The sequence below is a fragment of the Pedobacter glucosidilyticus DSM 23534 genome, from assembly GCF_000425145.1.
Lineage (GTDB): Bacteria > Bacteroidota > Bacteroidia > Sphingobacteriales > Sphingobacteriaceae > Pseudopedobacter > Pseudopedobacter glucosidilyticus.
Genome location: NZ_KE384311.1, coordinates 273,763 through 291,831, shown reverse-complemented (window position 1 = coordinate 291,831; position 18,069 = coordinate 273,763). Strand labels below are relative to the sequence as shown.

Below are 18,069 nucleotides of genomic sequence, written 5' to 3'. Positions count from 1 at the left end.
CTACTATTCAGCTAGGCTTAGGAAACCTTGAGTGCATTAGCCTATTAGCTCATAACATCTTTAATGATAACAATTATCCGCCTCATGAGCCGGCGAGGCCCATTACTTTTGTGAGGGTAAAAGTAATCAAAACCCTTGATCAATCCCACAGGAGCCTTTGCCGCACAAGGCTTTCCCGCAATTCAAAAACAGGGAGCGCTTATTTTTGCTCGTTTATGCTTATTGAAAGTTAGTAAAAACTCGAACACAAAACCGCATGCGCTATAGGCTTTATTTAAGTATAAAGTAAAAAGTAGAAAGTAAAAAGATGCTTAAATATTGGATATTTTGGCCTAACAACCTAATCAACTATTAACGAATAAACTAATTGTTGCTCATGCACTTCGGTAGATTCAGTTTTTTATGAATGGTTGCTCTTTTCTAGAAGTAGAAAGCACAAAGTATAGAGTAGAAAGTACATGGTACAAAGAACCTAAAAATCGATATTTAGGGACTTCCAATAATATTAAATCAAGCTTTTCCGAAGAACGAATGATGGCCTATGAAGATTTGGAAGTGCAGGCAAATAAATCTTTTGCAAAAACTTTCATTAAGCAGTATCAGGAAACAATCCGACGGGTGTTGTACAAGCCTTCACTAAGCATAAACTTACACACCACTCAGGATTGTGGATAAAGATTTATTTAGACGAAACGATAAATATTCATCAGCCTTGATTTATTCATTTTTTGTTTAAGGTTTTTCTTAGGCATTCATGAACTCGTTCCTCGTTTTTTCTTCACTTTTTTATCAAGAAAAAAGTGCCTAGGGCTGGCCGCCTATGAGGCCGGAAAGCCTTGAGCAAAATTGCCTTTATCATCTAGATTTAACCTAATACTATTAATTTAAAACTCACTACAGCACTTTTCAAAAAATCAAAAACCTCTTAACCTAAAAGATTATTCGTAAACCTCATTTTTATACCTGCTTGAAAGTTTTCTATCGTCTTGAAAATTTCTTTTAGAGTTACCTGTTCTATACGGGTGAGGTTTTTAAGCTCTATATAATTATTAGGTTTTATCTTTTCATGAATCACCTGTGAAGCCTGATTTTTTAGCCTTAAACTCATTAAATAATAATAAGACTGCATCAACTCATGAAACTGAGTTTCAGAAAAAACACCTTTTTCTTGTAAGGCTTTTAATCTTTCGCCGGTATTAAGTTTGAAAATTCTGTTTTGTAAGGCATAAACACGTACCAAATCTACTACAGGTGTCATGGCATTTTTTATATCAAAAACTTCTGATTTTCCTAAAGTTTGTGTTCTGATATTGTTAAAGAAAGTTAAAGGAGGATTGTACTGAAGTGCATTTTTTGCTATAAAAACAAAGAATCTTTCCATCGGGTTTTTTAGTTCTTCATCTAAAAAGTCTTGCAACTCGTTCATAATTTGCTCATCGCCATAAAGGTATCTGCAATCAAAAAAAGTAGAGAATTTAATGGCGCTTTCTGGTAAAGATTCTTCCATCCAACTCTTATAATTGCGCTTCCAATGCGATAAAGAATGTGTCCATTTAGGGTTGCTAGCCATATAACCGCCCTCGCAATACACAAAGCCAATATCATTTAATTTATCAGAAACACGTTTGGCAAATTCTAAGAAGTAGGAGCGTACCAATTCACGCTGCTCATTGGCCTTATCTTCATAAATAATAGCATTATCTTGGTCGGTTTTAAGGGTTTGCTCTTTTCTTCCTTCGCTACCTAAAACCATGAAAACAAATTTTGCAGGTGGCTTACCTAGTTCTCCAATCACTTCTTCTATAACTTTTTGGGCAATGGTATCGGCAATGGTGGTAATAACTTGGTTTACAATTTCTGCTTGTACACCTCTGCCCAATAATTGGGTAATAATAAGTGGAACTTTCTCCCATTTTTGCTTTAATTCTTTAGCATTTAAAGCCAGCTTAACCGATTGGATAAATACTAAAGGAGATTGCGCCTGCTCGCTCAATAAGCGGTTTCTGCTTAAAAAGCCTAGATACTCACCATTTTTTTCAACTACCAAGTATCGGGCTTTGGTTCTAAACATCAATAAAATAGCCTCATACACATAAGCATTGGTAGAAATGGTTACAATGGGGTTATCCATAATGGTTTGGATAGCCTGTTTAGCATCTATACATTGGGCTATAACACGGTCTCTTAAAGTAATATCAGTAACAAAACCTATAATTTTTTGTGCATCATCTTTTATAAATAAGCAGCTTACTTTTTTGTCTGCCATAAGTTTAGCCGCATCGCAAATAGGAAAATCTGAATTATAGCAGATTAAATCTCGGTAGGCAACAGCTTCAATTTTTCTGGAATATAACTGTTCTGATGCGATATAACTTTCCTCAAATGAAGGTGGTTTTTTAAAGAAATGTGCAAATTCTTCATCCTGCATCCGGTTGCCAAAATCGGTAGTGAAGTATTGAAAAAAGTCTTCATAAGCACTACATAAAGCTCTAAAATCTTTCCTCGGTAAAAAATAAACCAAGGTGCCTTTCTTAACGATAACGGATTTTAATGCCTTTTTTCTGTTTAATAGTACCGATATACCACCAAAGCAATAGCCCGTATGGTGTATCTCTACCGAACGTTTATTGTTTTGCCCATCATAAAAAAAGGTTTCATATTCGCCCTCAGCAATAATATCAACACCTTTCATTTTGGTAATCTCTTGCCTGTAAGCTAAAGTCTCTTTATTATACCTTATCTCCTGTAAGCTATCTGCTATGCTCAGCAAAACATCATCAGGCAACAGAATAAAAGGAGTAGTGTTTTTTAAAATGGTTAATCTTTTTTCAATCATCGTTTTTATGATTAAGCATTAAAACATCCTAAATGGCCAAATAGACTTGGTTTTAGGTTTAGGTGGTTTTGTTTTAAAATTAAACTGTTGTGTTTCTATTTGCGCTGCTGTAATATCACCACGTTTAAGCATTTCAAAAAAGCAGGCTGCGGTAGCTTCTGCATCTACTAAAGCATGGTGCTGTTGTTGCATCTTTTGATCAAACAAAAAATCATACAATTCGGCAAGCCTTAAAAAATTAACCGATGGATTATGAACATATTTTGCGCTGGCTAACATGGTACAAAACAAAGGACTATTTTCTATAGGGTTTTTAAGTTTTGCCCGGTAAGCATCAACACCAATGATATGAAAATCAAGCTCGATAAAATGTGCTATTAATAAAGGATTGTACTTTTTAATATCATAAGTAAATTTTTGTAGCACTTGCTTACGCTTAACGCCATTTTCTTCTAAAAAACTTGGTTTTATACCGTGTATTTTAAATGCTGATTCATCTATTTTGAGGTCTTGAGATTTGATATAGAAGTTTTCTCTTTTCACCTCTTCGCCGTTTTTACGATAAATAATCCATGCCAATTGGATACAAGTAGGCCAATTATCAGTCTCCTGATAGGGTTTATCCCATTTTTTAGGTAAACCAGATGTTTCTGTATCTATAACTAGAAAAAAATCTTTCACTATCCCGAAAATATAACTTTATTACTCATGTTTTAAATAATTAAGAGATATAAAAAAATAGGTACAATTTTTAGTGTTATTGATGCTGATTTAATATTTAGCTATCATTCACAAAAAAAACATCTATGAATATAAAAGTATATCCAGGCAAGCCATACCCATTAGGAGCAACCTGGGATGGAAAAGGCGTTAATTTTACCTTATATGCTGACCATGCTACTGGTGTAGACCTATGTCTGTTTAACACTACAAAAGACGAGACAGAATCGGTAAAAATCAGGATAAAAGAAAGAACACATCAGATTTGGCATTGTTATGTACCCGATTTAAAACCAGGGCAACTTTATGGCTTTAGAGTTTATGGACCTTATGAACCAGCAAATGGACATCGGTTTAATCCACATAAATTATTGATAGACCCTTATGCCAAAGCTATTGCAGGCACTTTACAATGGCATAATGCTTTATTTGCCTATCAGGTAGGGCATGAGGACGAAGATTTCTCTTTTAGCGAGGAAGATAGTGCGCCTTATATTCCTAAAGCTGTGGTTATTGATTCTCATTTTGATTGGGAAGATGATACATCGCCAAATACCCCTATGCATAAATCTATCATTTACGAAACCCATGTAAAAGGTTTTACTATGCAACATCCGGATATACCGGAAGAAATAAAGGGTACTTACAAGGCTTTAGCACACCCAGCAACAATAGCTTATTTAAAAGATTTGGGTATTACCGCTGTAGAATTAATGCCGGTTCACCATTTCGTGAGCGATATGAATTTGCAAGACCAAGGTTTAAATAATTATTGGGGTTACAGTACCATAGGCTTTTTTGCGCCAGATGTAAGGTATTCATCATCAGGAGTATTGGGCCAGCAGGTACGCGAGTTTAAAGAAATGGTTAAGGCCTTACATAAGGCCGGTATAGAAGTAATTTTAGATGTGGTTTATAACCATACAGCAGAAGGAAACCATTTAGGGCCTACCTTATCTTTTAAAGGTATTGATAATTGTAGCTATTATAGGTTAACAGAAAATCCGAGGTTTTACATGGATTATACCGGAACTGGTAATACCTTAAATGCCCGTTTACCTAATGTTTTAAGGCTCATTATGGATAGTTTGCGCTATTGGATTACCGAAATGCATGTAGATGGCTTTAGGTTTGATTTAGCTTCTACGCTTGCCAGAGAACTTCACGAGGTACAGAAATTAAGTTCCTTTTTTGATATCATCCACCAAGATCCAATTATTTCGCAAGCTAAATTGATAGCAGAGCCTTGGGATGTTGGCGAAGGTGGTTATCAGGTGGGAAAATTTCCACCGGGTTGGGCCGAGTGGAATGGCAAGTATCGCGATTGTATCAGAGATTACTGGATAGGTGCTGATAGTATGTTGGGAGAGTTTGCAGATAGATTTACCGGAAGCTCAGACCTTTATCAGGACGATTACCGTAAGCCTACAGCCAGTATTAATTTCATAACCGCTCATGATGGTTTTACTTTAAATGATTTGGTTTCTTATAACGAGAAGCATAACGAAGCCAACGGAGAAAACAATCAGGATGGTGAAAGCCATAACCGATCTTGGAATTGTGGCGCAGAAGGCGATACAGATGATGAAGCTATCATCGCCCTAAGAAATCAGCAAAAAAGAAATTTCTTAACCACGCTATTTCTTTCGCAAGGCGTACCCATGATAGTTGCCGGAGACGAGTTTGGCAGAACCCAACAAGGAAATAACAATGCCTACTGCCAAGATAATGAGATTTCTTGGCTCAATTGGGAAAAAATGGATCATGAGCTACAGCAGTTTACCGCATCACTTATCAGGTTAAGAAAAGAACATCCTACTTTTTGCAGACGTAAATGGTTTCAAGGGATGCCCGTAAAAGGCGTAGGTTTAGAAGATATTGCTTGGTTTTTGCCAGAAGGTATAGAAATGGATGATGAGCATTGGCAACATGATTTTGCCCGTTCTTTGGCTGTTTATTTAAACGGAAAAGGCATCAGATCTTTAAATCAGCAAGGCGAAAAAATTATAGATGATGATTTTTATGTGATGTTTAATGCCCATCATGATACCATTATTTACCATTTACCGCCCGATAAGTATAGCAAAAAATGGTTAAAGGTTTTGGATACTTCTGAAGCTAAGTTTGATGAAGAAACAGTACTTCAATCAGAAGATGAAATTCCGGTAAAGGGCAGGTCGGTAGTTTTACTTAAAGCCGTATAAGTATGACGAAAGCTTGCAGAAAAATAGGCGTAAATTATTGCTACGGTACTACAAAGATTAATTTATGGTGCCCCAATGCAAACAAAGTATCGGTTCTAAAACCTAAGGATGAAACCATTATCCATTTAGAAAAGGCCGATTTTGGTTATTGGCAAAAAACTACAGATTTACTACAGCCAGAAGACGAATATTTTATACTGCTTGATGATAAAACTTTGCCAGACCCTACAGCTTTGCAGCAGCCTGATGTTCATCAAGCCTCAAAAGTAGCAAATTTACATGCTTTTGAATGGACAGATGAGCATTGGCAAATTCCAGCCATGCAAGATTTAATAATTTATGAGTTGCATGTTGGAACTTTCACACCAGAAGGAACTTTTGAAGCTATCATCCAAAAGCTAGATTATTTGCTTGATTTAGGTGTCAATGCCATAGAATTGATGCCTGTTGCCCAATTCCCCGGAAATAGAAATTGGGGTTATGATGGTGTTTTTCCTTTTGCCGTTCAAGATAGTTATGGTGCTTATACAGGTTTGCAAGAGCTGGTAAACGCCTGTCACGAAAAAGGTGTGGCCGTTATTTTAGATGTAGTATACAACCATTTAGGTCCGGAGGGGAATTATTTAAACGATTTTGGACCGTTTTTTACCGATAAATATCAAACCCCTTGGGGTAAAGCCATCAATTTTGATGATGCCCATTGCGATGCTGTACGTACTTTTTATATCGAAAATGTATTGCTATGGCTAAGAGATTTTCATATAGATGGCTTACGTTTAGATGCTGTACATGCCATTAAAGATTTTAGTGCTAGGCATATTTTGGCAGAAATTAAGGAGCATGTAGATGCCTTTAATCAGGAACATCAAAAAACACATTTCTTAATTGCCGAGTGCGATTTAAACGATAAAAGATATTTAGAACCTTTGAGCCAAAATGGTTTTGCGATGGATGCTCAATGGATAGATGAGTTTCATCATGCTTTACGGGTAAGTGCCGGAGGAGAGAAAAAAGGTTATTATGAAGATTTTGATGGGATTTCTTCTTTAGCTAAAGCCTATCAAGATGCTTTTGTTTTTGATGGCTTATACTCGCCACACCGCAAAAAGAAATTTGGTAGTAGTACAGTTGGATTGGCAGGAGAGCGCTTTGTGGTTTTCTCTCAAAACCACGATCAAGTGGGTAACCGTATGTTAGGAGAGCGTAGTAGCCAGCTTTTTAGTTTCGAGATGCAAAAACTCATGGCTGCCGCAGTTTTTATTTCGCCATATATCCCCATGCTGTTTATGGGCGAGGAATGGTCGGCAAGTTCTCCGTTTCAATACTTTATCAGCCATACGAATGAAGAGTTGATAAAGGCCGTACAGGAAGGTAGAAAGAAAGAATTTGCAGCATTTGTAAGCGAACAAGAAGTACCAGACCCGCAAGCTATCTCTACTTTTGAAGCTTCTAAACTCCGCTGGGACGAGCTAAACTTACCGCAGCATAAAACCATGTTGGCCTACTATAAAGCCCTCATACAGCTTCGTAAAACGCACCCAGTATTTAAAAATACCCAAAGAACAGGTTTAAAAGCTTACGCTGATGAAACGCAGCAAATGCTTTACATCAGCAGAAGTAGTGAAGATGTAAAGGTGTTATGCGTCCTCAATTTTTCAGCTAGGCAACAAAGCATTCAGAATTCAAAAATTCAAGCTTATGAATTGATTTTTGATTCTGCCGATGAAAAATGGGCTGGTCATCCTGTTGAGAAGGATGAAATTAGCCCTACAGCTGTTAAAATCTATCAATCCAAGTCATAAAAAACGCAACGCTACCTATGAAATATCCTGCTCAAACTTATCGTCTACAGTTCAACCATCAATTTACCTTCCAACAGCTTAAAGAAGTGTTAAGCTATTTTAAAAGGATGGGGGTTGATACGTTGTATGCTTCGCCTATTTTTAAAGCTGTAAAAGAAAGCGTACATGGTTATGATGTGGTAAATCCACATCAGATAAATCCAGAAATAGGCTCTTTATCAGAATTAAAGACTATCCAAAACTTCTTGAAAAAGAACCAGATGATGTGGTTGCAAGATATTGTACCTAATCACATGGCTTTTCATCCGGATAACGAGTGGCTGATGGACGTTTTAGAGAAAGGAAGCAAATCTAGGTTTAGAAGTTTTTTTGATAATCCATTTAGCTCTAATTTCTTCAACGGAAAACTGATGGTGCCTTTTTTAGGCAGACCATTGCAAGAAGTTATCAAGAAACAAGAGCTGCAGTTAATTTATAAAATGGGTAGGTTTTATTTTCAATATTTTGATGCCTGTTACCCACTTAATTTAGCCTCTTATAAAAGTTTAATCAAATATGTAAAGCTAGATAAACTGCTACAACAGCTAGAAGGTTTAGAGGACATTAAAAATAAAGAAGCCTTTGCTAAAGCTTGGGAAAATTTTATTCAGGAAAGTCATAAAAAACTAAAAGATAAGAAGATACAGGTTTTACTAAATCAAACACTTCAAGATATTAATCAATCGCAAACCTTATTAAAAGCCATCATCAATAAGCAATATTACGAGTTTTGTTATTGGCAAGATACCAGTCAGCGTATCAATTACAGGCGTTTTTTTACCGTCAATGGCTTGCTTTGTTTAAACATTCAGGATGAGGTAGTTTTTAAATATTATCACCAGTTTATCAATAATCTTTTAGATCAAGATCTAATTCAAGCTTTACGTTTAGACCATATTGATGGTTTATATAACCCTACAAAATACCTGCAACAGCTTAAAAAGCTTGTTGGTGATAAATATATTGTCGCAGAGAAAATCCTTGAAAAAGGTGAAGAATTACCGACAGAATGGGAAATAGCAGGAACTAGCGGGTATGATTTTTTAGGTTTGGTGAATAACTTATTGACTTACAGTCCCGCAGAGGAAACATTTAATGCTTTATATCAAGAAATCATCCCTCAAGTAAAAAGTTTTGAAGAACAAGTACTGGAGAAGAAAGCTAATTTCTTATTCCAAAATATGCAGGGCGAATTGTATAACCTTTGCAAATACTTCCATACTTTAAAATTAGAAACAGATGCTAGTGCCGAAGATATCAAACAAGCCATTGCTTGGTTTTTGGTTTATATGCCTGTGTATAGGTTTTATGGGGATAGTTTTCCATTAGCAGAAGAAGAGTTTAAGCGTTTAAAAAGCATTTTCATCAGGCTTAAAGCCGATAAACCTAAACACCTTTTAGGGTTTAATACTTTAGAGGATGTTATTTTAAATAGGTCGCAAGAGCAGGAAGACAAGCAAATAAGAAGCACAGCAAGTTTGTTTTATAAGCGTTTAATGCAGTTTAGCGGCCCCTTAATGGCCAAAGGTGTAGAAGATACCTTGATGTATACCAATTTTAGGTTTATTGGGCATAATGAAGTGGGCGACCATCCCGAATGTTTTGGCATTTCTACCGCTTATTTTCATGAATGGATGCAAAAGCGACAAGCGCTGATGCCTTTAACTTTAAATACCACTTCTACCCATGATACCAAAAGGGGCGAAGATGCCCGGGCAAGGCTAAACGTTTTAACCCATTTACCCAATTTATGGATAGAAAAAATTAGGCAATGGCGTAAAATGAATCGCAATTTGGTACAGAAGTTTAAAATTGAGCCAAATGATGAGTATTTCATTTATCAAAATTTAGTGGGTAATTTCCCTATTTCTAGTAATATTTCAGACGATTTCTTGCCACGCTTTGAGGCCTATTTGATTAAAGCTTTAAGGGAAGGCAAAATACAATCAGACTGGAATAAACCCAACGAAAGCTATGAAAACAGTGTGAAGCAATTTGTGGCTGCGCTATTAAATCCAGAGCATCTGTTTATGGCAAGTTTTCAAGAATTTCATCAGAAAATAGCCCCTTATGGGGTTTATAATGCTTTGGTGCAATTGTTATTAAAATTTACTTGCCCCGGTGTGCCAGATGTTTACCAAGGCACAGAGCTTTGGGACTTTACTTTTGTAGACCCAGATAACAGACAACAGATAGATTTTAAGCTTAGAAATCAATATCTGGATGAGATACAAGAGCTTAAACCTCATCAAATCAAAGATTTATTAAATCATCCCAATGATGCTAAAATCAAATTATGGCTAACACAATTTTTGATTCATCAGCGTAAGCGAAAAAAAGAATTTTATGCCCATGCTAACTACCAAGCTGTAAGTATAGCAGGAAAGTTTAAAGAGCATTTAATTGCATTTAAAAGGGTGTTTAATGAGCAGGAAGTTTTGGTTGTTGCGGTATTGCATCCGGCATTGTTGTGCGAAAAACATCAGTGTAAACTAGAAGATATAGATTGGGGCGATACACAATTGCTTGACACCCAAAACAAGCCCTGGAGAAATTTAATAACAGAAGAACCCACTGAAGCTGTTTATGTTAAAGATGTTTTAAGCTATTTACCTTTTGCCATTTTAGAAAGTAAAAAGCAAAATCAGCGTTCTGCTGGGGTGCTTTTACATATCAGTTCTTTGCCTTCTGCCTATGGTATGGGCAATTTAGGCGAGCAAGCCTACCAGTTTATAGATTTTTTAAAACAGGCCCAACAGCGCTATTGGCAAATATTACCGCTAACACCTTTGGCAGCTTCAGAGTCTTTTTCGCCTTATAGCAGTTGGAGCAGTATGGCCGGTAATAATTTGTTTATAGCCTTAGAACCGCTAGTAGAAGAGGGCTATCTGCAACAAAAGGATTTAGATAAGGCTGCTATACATCCGGGAAACCGGGTAGATTATTTGCAAGTAGAAAAGCATAAAAAGTTACTGTTGAAAAAAGCTTGGCAGCAAGCTAAACAGCAATTACGACCTGCTTTTCAGCAATTTTGCCATCAAGAAAGCTATTGGTTAAATGATTATGCACTTTTTATGGCTTTACATCAGCAATATAAAAAGCCTTGGTACCAATGGCCTAGCGCTATAAAAAAGCGAGAATTGAAGGCTTTAACTGTAGAAACTGAAAAACACCAAGAAGCCATAACAGAAATTAAATGGCATCAATATCTGTTTGATTTGCAATGGCGACAGTTAAAAGCCTATGCCAAGCAAAATGATGTGGAAATTATTGGCGATTTACCTTTTTATGTCAACCATCAATCGGCAGATGTATGGGCGCAGCAAGATATTTTTGCTTTGGATGAAGAGGGGAAAATCAAAGGTATTGCAGGTGTACCGCCCGATTATTTTAATGAAGATGGTCAGCTTTGGGGCATGCCCGTTTTTAGGTGGGATGTTTTAAAAAAGCAAAATTACGATTGGTGGTTAAAACGCTTGCAAAAGAATATCCAATGGTTTGATGTTTTGAGACTAGACCATTTTAGGGCTTTTTATGATTATTGGGAAGTGCCAGCAGGTGCGCAAACAGCTAAAGATGGCACTTGGAAGGAGGGACCGGGAGCTGATTTTTTTGATTTTATTTTAAAACACTTTCCAGAAAAACCTTTTATAGCCGAGGATTTGGGCGATGTTAATCAAGGTGTTTTTCAACTAAGAGACCAATTTGAACTAGCTGGAATGAAAGTTTTACAGTTTTCTTTTGGGGATGATATGCCGCAATCTTTGCATATACCGCATCATCATCAAGAAAATTTCTTTGTTTATACAGGTACACATGATAATAATACCTTGCTGGGATGGTATAAAGAAGCCGGAAATAACATCAAAGCTAACCTGAATTTGTATTGCAACAAGAAAATAAGCCAGCATAATGTGGCTGAAGAAATCATCCGCATGGCCTATGCTTCGGTTTGTAAAACGGCCATCATCCCTTTACAGGATGTTTTAAATTTAGATGAACAAAGTAGGATGAACCTGCCCGGTACTACAGAACAAAATTGGTCTTTTAAGCTCGTGGGCGATGAATTAAAGCCTCAAATAGCTGCTAAATTGGCTGTGCTGACTAAAATATTTCATCGCAGTTAGCAGCCCTGATTAAATTTAATTGTCTTTTTCTTTAAATTTGATGTAGATTAAAGCCTATATGAATATTAAAGATATCACAGCTAAAGAAAGAAGTACCACTACAGAGCTCCTTGTGATTTTTATTAAGCTTGTTGTTTATGCTACTTTGGTATATTTTAATATCAACCAGCCAGAAATTTATGCTAAAGTGCCCATTATTGGTAAAGTAGCTTACTCTTTACTGATTGTTACGGGGGCAAGTTTCTCTATTTCGGTAGTACGTTTAATCATCATTTATTGGTATGTACGTAAAAATAACCTCAAGGCTAATATCAAAGACAATTTTATTTTAGGTATTAACCGCATTGTTTCGGTTTTAAATACAGTTTTCCTCATCATAGCCATTATGGTTTTTATGGGGATAGACCCTATCAAGTTTCTAACCAGCATTACCATTGTTGCGGCAGCTATTGCTTTGATATTTAAGGAGTATGTAACCAACATGATTAACGGCCTAATCATCATGTTTTCAGACCGTTTGTCTTTAGGAGATCATATCAAAGTATTAGATCAAGAAGGGAAGATTTTAGATATTACCTTAATCAATATCATCATCCAGAATGAAGATAACGATATGGTGCTGATACCTAACTCGGTTATTTTTACTTCTTTAATTGTTAACCAGTCGAAACAAAATATTAAAAAACTTACAGTAGAGTTTGAATTGGATGTTCACTTAAACCAAACCCCAGCAAGTTTAGAAGCATATCTAGAAAGTGTCATCAAACCATATGAAGATTATACCATGAAAGATGGTTTTTCTGTAAAAACCCTCGAAATCAGGAAAGATTATACCAAATTTAAAGTGCAAGTATTGCTCAATTACCACGACAGAGCCAAAGAAAAAGAAATCAGAAGAAAGCTAAATACGGCAGTGTTAGAGTTGAGAAGTGGAGTTTAGTTGGTTAGTTTGTAGTTGGTTAGTTTGTTAGACTGTATTATTGATTGATTTTTGAATGAGAGAATGAGTGATTTGAATCAGTTATCGGTTACCAGTTTCCAGTTGTGGGTGATAACTTTTCTGTTTTTGAATTTTGAATTTTTCCTTTTGAATTTTGAATCAGTTTCCAGTTCTTAATGATGACTTTTCTGTTTTTGAATTTTGAATTTTTCCTTTTGAATTTTTAATCAGTTTCCAGTTCTGGATGATGGCTTTCCTGTTTTTTAATTTTGAATTTTTCCTTTTGAATTTTTAATCTAATTAAGCTTTTCGCCTTTTGCTTTCCGCTTTAAGCCTTCAGCCTTCCTCCGTACCATGTTCGAGACTTGTTCGGGAAATAGCCCCATTTTGCCGAAGGTGTTACGAAGAAATCTGGGAGAAGCACCGAAGGAGACGTGGATAAAATACGGATAAAAGGTGGGGTATAGGTGGGCTATATGTGGACTTATATTAATAAAATTTTAGATTTTGCTGATTTTGTTTACTTTAGGTTAATCAAAACTATTGAAAAATTGGCAGAAAAAAAAGGATAATTTAATTTTCTGAAAAATTAGAAAACATTAATATTAAAAAATAAATTGATGATGAAAAGTTCTTTATACAATGCACAAGTACACTGTTGCAAACGGCTAAGGTTACATACTTTGCGCCATAGTAGGTATTCTTGTATAATTCAACTACAGCCTAAACTGCTATTTTAGGATAACATTACATGACTATGAAATTTCTAACATTTATAACATTATGGTTTTGTTTTAACAATGTTAAAGCAGAACAAGCCATTAAAAGTGAAAAATTAGCAACTAAAATTTCACAAGCAGCATCACCTATAGAGGTTTTGCCTGTTAGTTTATTAAGTTTTACATCAGAACGTAATTTAGAAACTGTTACCATAAAATGGTCAACTATAAGTGAGGCAAATAATAGCCATTTTATTGTACAGGCTTCAGAAGACGGTGTAATTTGGCATGATCTAGGCCAAGTAGCTAGTAGCGCTATTAATGCTAATTCTAATGAGCTTATAAATTATAGTTTTAGTATACCTATAAACGATATTTTTAAAGAAAGCATAGCTTTATTATTTTTTTTAGGATTAAGTTTTCGGAAAAACTTGAAGTTTTCGTTAATTATACTCGGTATTTTTCTTTTGGCAGCGTGTAATGATGAGGATGAAATAGCTAAAAAAAATGTGTTTGTCAGACTGGTTCAGGTTGATTACGATGGTCAGCAAAGTATTTCATCCGTTATTGTTGTCCCATAATCTTCATACATAATTATTTTGCTTGCCTAAATATTTAAAACAGGTAAAAATAGTTTTAAATGATAAGCGTTTTCATTTCTGCTTATTTAAGTAGGGCAGAAGCACACCATAATAAGGGTGCTTGACCATGATAATCTCCATTTACTTTTCTGGCGTTTAAATAACCAGCGGCATCTACTCTTTGACCCATGCCAGCACAAACATCCTGTATATTGCCTTGATTATCAATTTTATCCACCAAAGCTTTCCAAGCTTTTTGTGTTGCCGGAATGTATTTTGAAGGGTTTAACCAGCCATTTTTTACGCCTGTGATGAAGGCGAATGTAAACATACCTGATGATGATGTTTCTTCCCAAGCTTCAGGATAATCTACCAATTGATGCCATAAACCTTTTTCATCCTGATGAGATAATAGAGCAGTCATCATTTTCTGGTAACCATCCATTATTTTAGCATAATGTAAGTTGTTTTTGGGTAAATCTGTAAGTAGTTCTGTTATTCCAGCGGCCATCCATCCATTTCCCCTTCCCCAGAAAAATCGGCCTTTAGCACCATGAAAAAACAAGCCATTATCTTGCTGCAAAGAATCTAAATAAGCTATCATTTGAAGTGCCGCTCTTTCTAAATAAACAGGGTTTTTTGTAGCTCGGTAAGCTTGAGCTTGTAAAACAGATATCATATACATATCATCTATCCAATACCTGGTTTACTTACTCATGCCGTTGGGTAGCGGATTTCTCCATTGTATATCTGCCTTTTCTTTACCAAAGGCAAGTTTTTCTTTGTTTTTAGTTTGAATAGCTATTTCTAAAGGAATAATACCAAACACGTTATAGTCTACATGTTCTTTGCTAGGGATAATATCTTGATTTAGCATGAGTGTATCATACTTATCAATCAGTTGTTTTTGTAGGGATTTATTTTTAGTGATATGAGCAAAAGTTAAACTGCCATACCAAATACATACTTGTGCATAATGTATGGTAGTATCTTGTGGTGTTAGCATATTTGGTCGTGGTAGGAAATTACTAACTATTTTTAAGCCTACTTCTTTTGGGTGATAGCCTTTAGGCCATTCCTGAAGCGTAGATAATGGTTGTTGAGCTTGTACATGTACTACAAAGCTTAAAAAAATAAGTTGTAAAGCTAGTTTTTTCATGGTTATTGATTTGCCATTGGTTATGATTGGAAATATAAGATGAATGGCGGATTTTGTATTGTAACACTACTAGCAATGTATTAAGTTAAATTGGCAATAATTTTAGAGTTAGAATAGGATTAGAAAAGAGGTTTCTATTTTTAGAAAATAAAACAAAAAGCCTTAAAATCATACGATTTTAAGGCTTTTTATACTGGGCGGAGAGTGAGGGATTCGAACCCCCGGACCTGTTACAGTCAACAGTTTTCAAGACTGCCGCAATCGACCACTCTGCCAACTCTCCGCCGCAAAAGTACAAAAGCTATGGCTTTACACAAATTTAATTTTAACTATTTTTTAATGTATTGATAATCTTACAGATAAAGTCTAAAAATCGAAATTTAAACTTAGTGACAGATAGCACCTTCGCTTAAAACCGGACTTAAAAACGGAATATTTAAATTAGCACCTCTTAAAACAAGCCATAATCCCATCAAAAGCATAAACCAAGGAAGGGTATTGTTAATGGCTTTTCTTAAACTAGGTTTTGCGAAATTAAAACCTAAAGTGGCAATAAGCATTAATGGGAGGGTGCCTAAACCAAAGAAAAACATAAATAAAGCAGATTGTGTAGCGCTACTGGTGTTTAAGGCGGTAGCTAGAGCTAAGTAAACAAATCCGCAAGGCAAAAAGCCGTTTAGCATCCCAATTATAAAATGTCCGCTTCTAAATTTTATAGCTTTTATAATGAGTGACTGGACAGGGTTAAAACTAGAGAATTTACCGAAGCCAATTTTACTGTTTAACCTAGGGATAAGTTGTATCATAGCTGCCATCATGATTAAAGCACCGCTTATGATACTTAAACTTTGTTGGAAACCGGCAATCCACAATTGTTTACCTAATAAGCCTATTAATAAACCTAAGAAAGCATAAGAAATAGATCTGCCTAAATTATAGCTAAGTTTTTCTAGTACTAAAGTAGTTTTATTGGTGTTACCGGGTATGGCAAAAGCCAAAGGCCCACACATCCCTACACAATGCCAACTACCTAATAAACCTATAATAAAGGCTAGTTGTAAGTGGTTCATGGTAAGAATAAGTTTTCTTCATGCCAGTAGCTTTTATCTTGTTTTTGCCATCTGATGATAAGTTTCCATTCGCCTTTAGTTAAACTTGCTCTTGGTATTTGTACTTGCTTATCTTTTAAATCAAAGGTTTTGTCTAGAGCTTTGTCAGAAGGTCTTTTAAATTCTACAGTACCTGTGCTTAAACCTTTAAAGCTGATGTAAACAAAATCATCATTCACCTGTACTTTTGGTGTGGCTTGGTCTGTTACAACCTGCTTTTTCTGATCAAATTCTTTATCATAAGCCAAGCCTTTTTCATAATAGTCTTTATCGTAGCTATCGTCTGGTGCTTTAAACATCATCACTACAAGAAATATCACAAAGCTCATAAAAAGCCCCAATCCAATAACTAATCCTTTTCCCCAATTCATATTCTGAAATTAATTTACCGGTCCTAAAAAATTTGTTTTAATGGTGTATTGTTTCTCGTCACCACGATACACATCCAAACTGATATTGGTTTTACTTTCCTTTATCATGTTTGAAGGTACTAATAAAAAGAATGTTGTCTTACTAACGCTTTCTTTTTCTACATCATTTACGGCTTGTATCCATTTTATTTTGATTCGGTCATCAAGCGGTTTAATAGAAATATGAAGTTTTTCTGTTGTTTTATTGATGATTTCGGCATGATACAGGTTACTTACATAGCCTCCAGGTTGCTCTTGATAAAGCATACCTGCGGCTCTTAAAACGGTAATATCAATATCTTTTCTGCTCATGATGAAATAGGTAAGTACAGAAGCTAATAATAAAATAATCACAGAATAAGCTTTCATTCTTGAAGTAAACCTAGGGCTAGTTTGGTTTTTAATCATCTCTTCAGAATAAAAACCTATTAAGTTTCTAGGCTTGTGTATTTTATCCATCACTTGGTCGCAGGCATCAATACAAGCGGTACAGTTTACGCATTCTAATTGTGTTCCTTTTCTAATATCTATCCCGGTAGGACACACAGCTACGCATAAGTTACAATCCACACAGTCACCAAGATTTTCTTGTTTCTCTGCTTTTCTAATTCTTCCCCTTGGTTCGCCTCTTAAATAATTATAAGCAACTACCAAAGAGTTTTTATCTAGCATCACACCTTGTAAACGACCATAAGGACAAGCCACAATACAAACCAATTCTCTTACTTTGGTAAATACCAGGTAAAACACCAAAGTAAATATCCAAATACCAATAAAACCTACCAGGTGTTGGGCAGGAGGCTCAATCATGATTTGAATCAACTCATCGCTACCAATAATATAAGCTAAAAAAGTATTAGCTATGAGGAAGGATATTAATAGAAATAAGCTGTGCTTAATTGTTTTCTTGATGATTTTATCGCTAGTCCATGGCCCTTCATCTAGCTTTTTTCTTGCAGCAGGTTCTCCTTCTATCCAAATTTCAATTTTTCTGAAAACCATTTCCATAAAAATGGTTTGAGGACAAACCCAGCCACAAAACACCCTGCCAAAAGCAATGGTAAAAAGCACAATACACACCAAAAATAGGAGTGTGGCTAATACAAAAATGAAAAAGTCTTGCGGCCAAAAAACATGAGAGAATAGAATAAATTTTCTATCGATGATGTTGAAAAGCAGAAGTTGATGCCCTTGTATTTTGATATGTGGCGCAGCAAATAAAAATAAAAGAAGGAAATAGCTTAGATAGCTTCTGTATTTATACCATTTATCTTTCCTCACTAATGGATAAAGCCATCTTCTTTTTCCGGTTGCTTCTACAGTGCTATGATAAGTTATTTCTTCCATATTCATTTAATATTTTGAAGCCTTGTTTTTAGGTAGATGATGTAAGATTTACGATTTTAGAATCATCCTAAAATCG

12 protein-coding genes and 1 tRNA gene are annotated in these 18,069 nt (G+C 35.5%); 5 read left to right on the top strand and 8 right to left on the bottom strand.

The features are described 5' to 3' along the window. Nucleotides 1-925 precede the first annotated feature (925 nt). Both H510_RS0114340 and H510_RS19010 read right to left on the bottom strand, forming a co-directional pair. Nucleotides 926-2,836: a DUF294 nucleotidyltransferase-like domain-containing protein gene (locus H510_RS0114340; protein ID WP_026904948.1), complete on the bottom strand. Its 1,911-nt coding sequence runs from the start codon at nt 2,834-2,836 to the stop codon at nt 926-928. Between the two features lie 18 nt (nt 2,837-2,854). After that, complete coding sequence (locus H510_RS19010) at nt 2,855-3,517, bottom strand: 3'-5' exonuclease (RefSeq protein WP_081659290.1); 663 nt, start codon at nt 3,515-3,517, stop codon at nt 2,855-2,857. Between the two features lie 125 nt (nt 3,518-3,642). Here H510_RS19010 and glgX point away from each other — a divergent pair, with 125 nt between their 5' ends. The 5 genes from glgX (at nt 3,643) to H510_RS0114310 (ending at nt 13,968) form a co-directional block, all read left to right on the top strand. Continuing rightward, complete coding sequence (glgX, locus tag H510_RS0114330; RefSeq protein WP_026904947.1) at nt 3,643-5,760, top strand: glycogen debranching protein GlgX; 2,118 nt, start codon at nt 3,643-3,645, stop codon at nt 5,758-5,760. A gap of 2 nt (nt 5,761-5,762) precedes the next feature. After that, on the top strand, nt 5,763-7,562 hold the full coding sequence (gene treZ / locus H510_RS0114325; protein ID WP_026904946.1) for a malto-oligosyltrehalose trehalohydrolase: 1,800 nt from the start codon (nt 5,763-5,765) through the stop codon (nt 7,560-7,562). A 17-nt stretch (nt 7,563-7,579) separates the two neighbouring features. Further along, a complete protein-coding gene (gene treY, locus H510_RS0114320) occupies nt 7,580-11,728 on the top strand; it encodes a malto-oligosyltrehalose synthase (RefSeq protein WP_026904945.1) in 4,149 nt (1,382 codons plus the stop codon). A 58-nt stretch (nt 11,729-11,786) separates the two neighbouring features. Continuing rightward, nucleotides 11,787-12,668 (top strand): mechanosensitive ion channel family protein, encoded by an 882-nt coding sequence (locus tag H510_RS0114315; RefSeq protein WP_026904944.1) that lies wholly within the window; start codon nt 11,787-11,789, stop codon nt 12,666-12,668. A 757-nt stretch (nt 12,669-13,425) separates the two neighbouring features. Beyond that, on the top strand, nt 13,426-13,968 hold the full coding sequence (locus H510_RS0114310; RefSeq protein ID WP_026904943.1) for a hypothetical protein: 543 nt from the start codon (nt 13,426-13,428) through the stop codon (nt 13,966-13,968). Nucleotides 13,969-14,050: 82 nt separating this feature from the next. Here H510_RS0114310 and H510_RS20170 read toward each other — a convergent pair whose 3' ends face one another. The 6 genes from H510_RS20170 to ccoG form a co-directional block, all read right to left on the bottom strand. Beyond that, nucleotides 14,051-14,662, bottom strand: a complete 612-nt coding sequence (locus H510_RS20170; RefSeq protein ID WP_281168256.1) for a glycoside hydrolase family 88/105 protein — start codon at nt 14,660-14,662, stop codon at nt 14,051-14,053. A gap of 12 nt (nt 14,663-14,674) precedes the next feature. After that, nucleotides 14,675-15,127, bottom strand: a complete 453-nt coding sequence (locus tag H510_RS20165) for a glycoside hydrolase family 88 protein (protein WP_051291249.1) — start codon at nt 15,125-15,127, stop codon at nt 14,675-14,677. Between the two features lie 198 nt (nt 15,128-15,325). Beyond that, a tRNA-Ser gene (locus H510_RS0114300) sits at nt 15,326-15,410 on the bottom strand. A gap of 103 nt (nt 15,411-15,513) precedes the next feature. Continuing rightward, nucleotides 15,514-16,197, bottom strand: coding sequence for a sulfite exporter TauE/SafE family protein (locus H510_RS0114295; RefSeq protein ID WP_026904942.1), 684 nt, complete (start codon nt 16,195-16,197; stop codon nt 15,514-15,516). After that, on the bottom strand, nt 16,194-16,607 hold the full coding sequence (locus H510_RS0114290; protein ID WP_026904941.1) for a FixH family protein: 414 nt from the start codon (nt 16,605-16,607) through the stop codon (nt 16,194-16,196). Before H510_RS0114290 ends, H510_RS0114295 begins: the two co-directional genes overlap by 4 nt. Nucleotides 16,608-16,616: 9 nt before the next feature. Then, the gene (gene ccoG / locus H510_RS0114285) at nt 16,617-17,993 is read right to left on the bottom strand and encodes a cytochrome c oxidase accessory protein CcoG (RefSeq protein WP_155977983.1); all 1,377 of its coding nucleotides are present in this window, start codon (nt 17,991-17,993) and stop codon (nt 16,617-16,619) included. Nucleotides 17,994-18,069 lie beyond the last annotated feature (76 nt).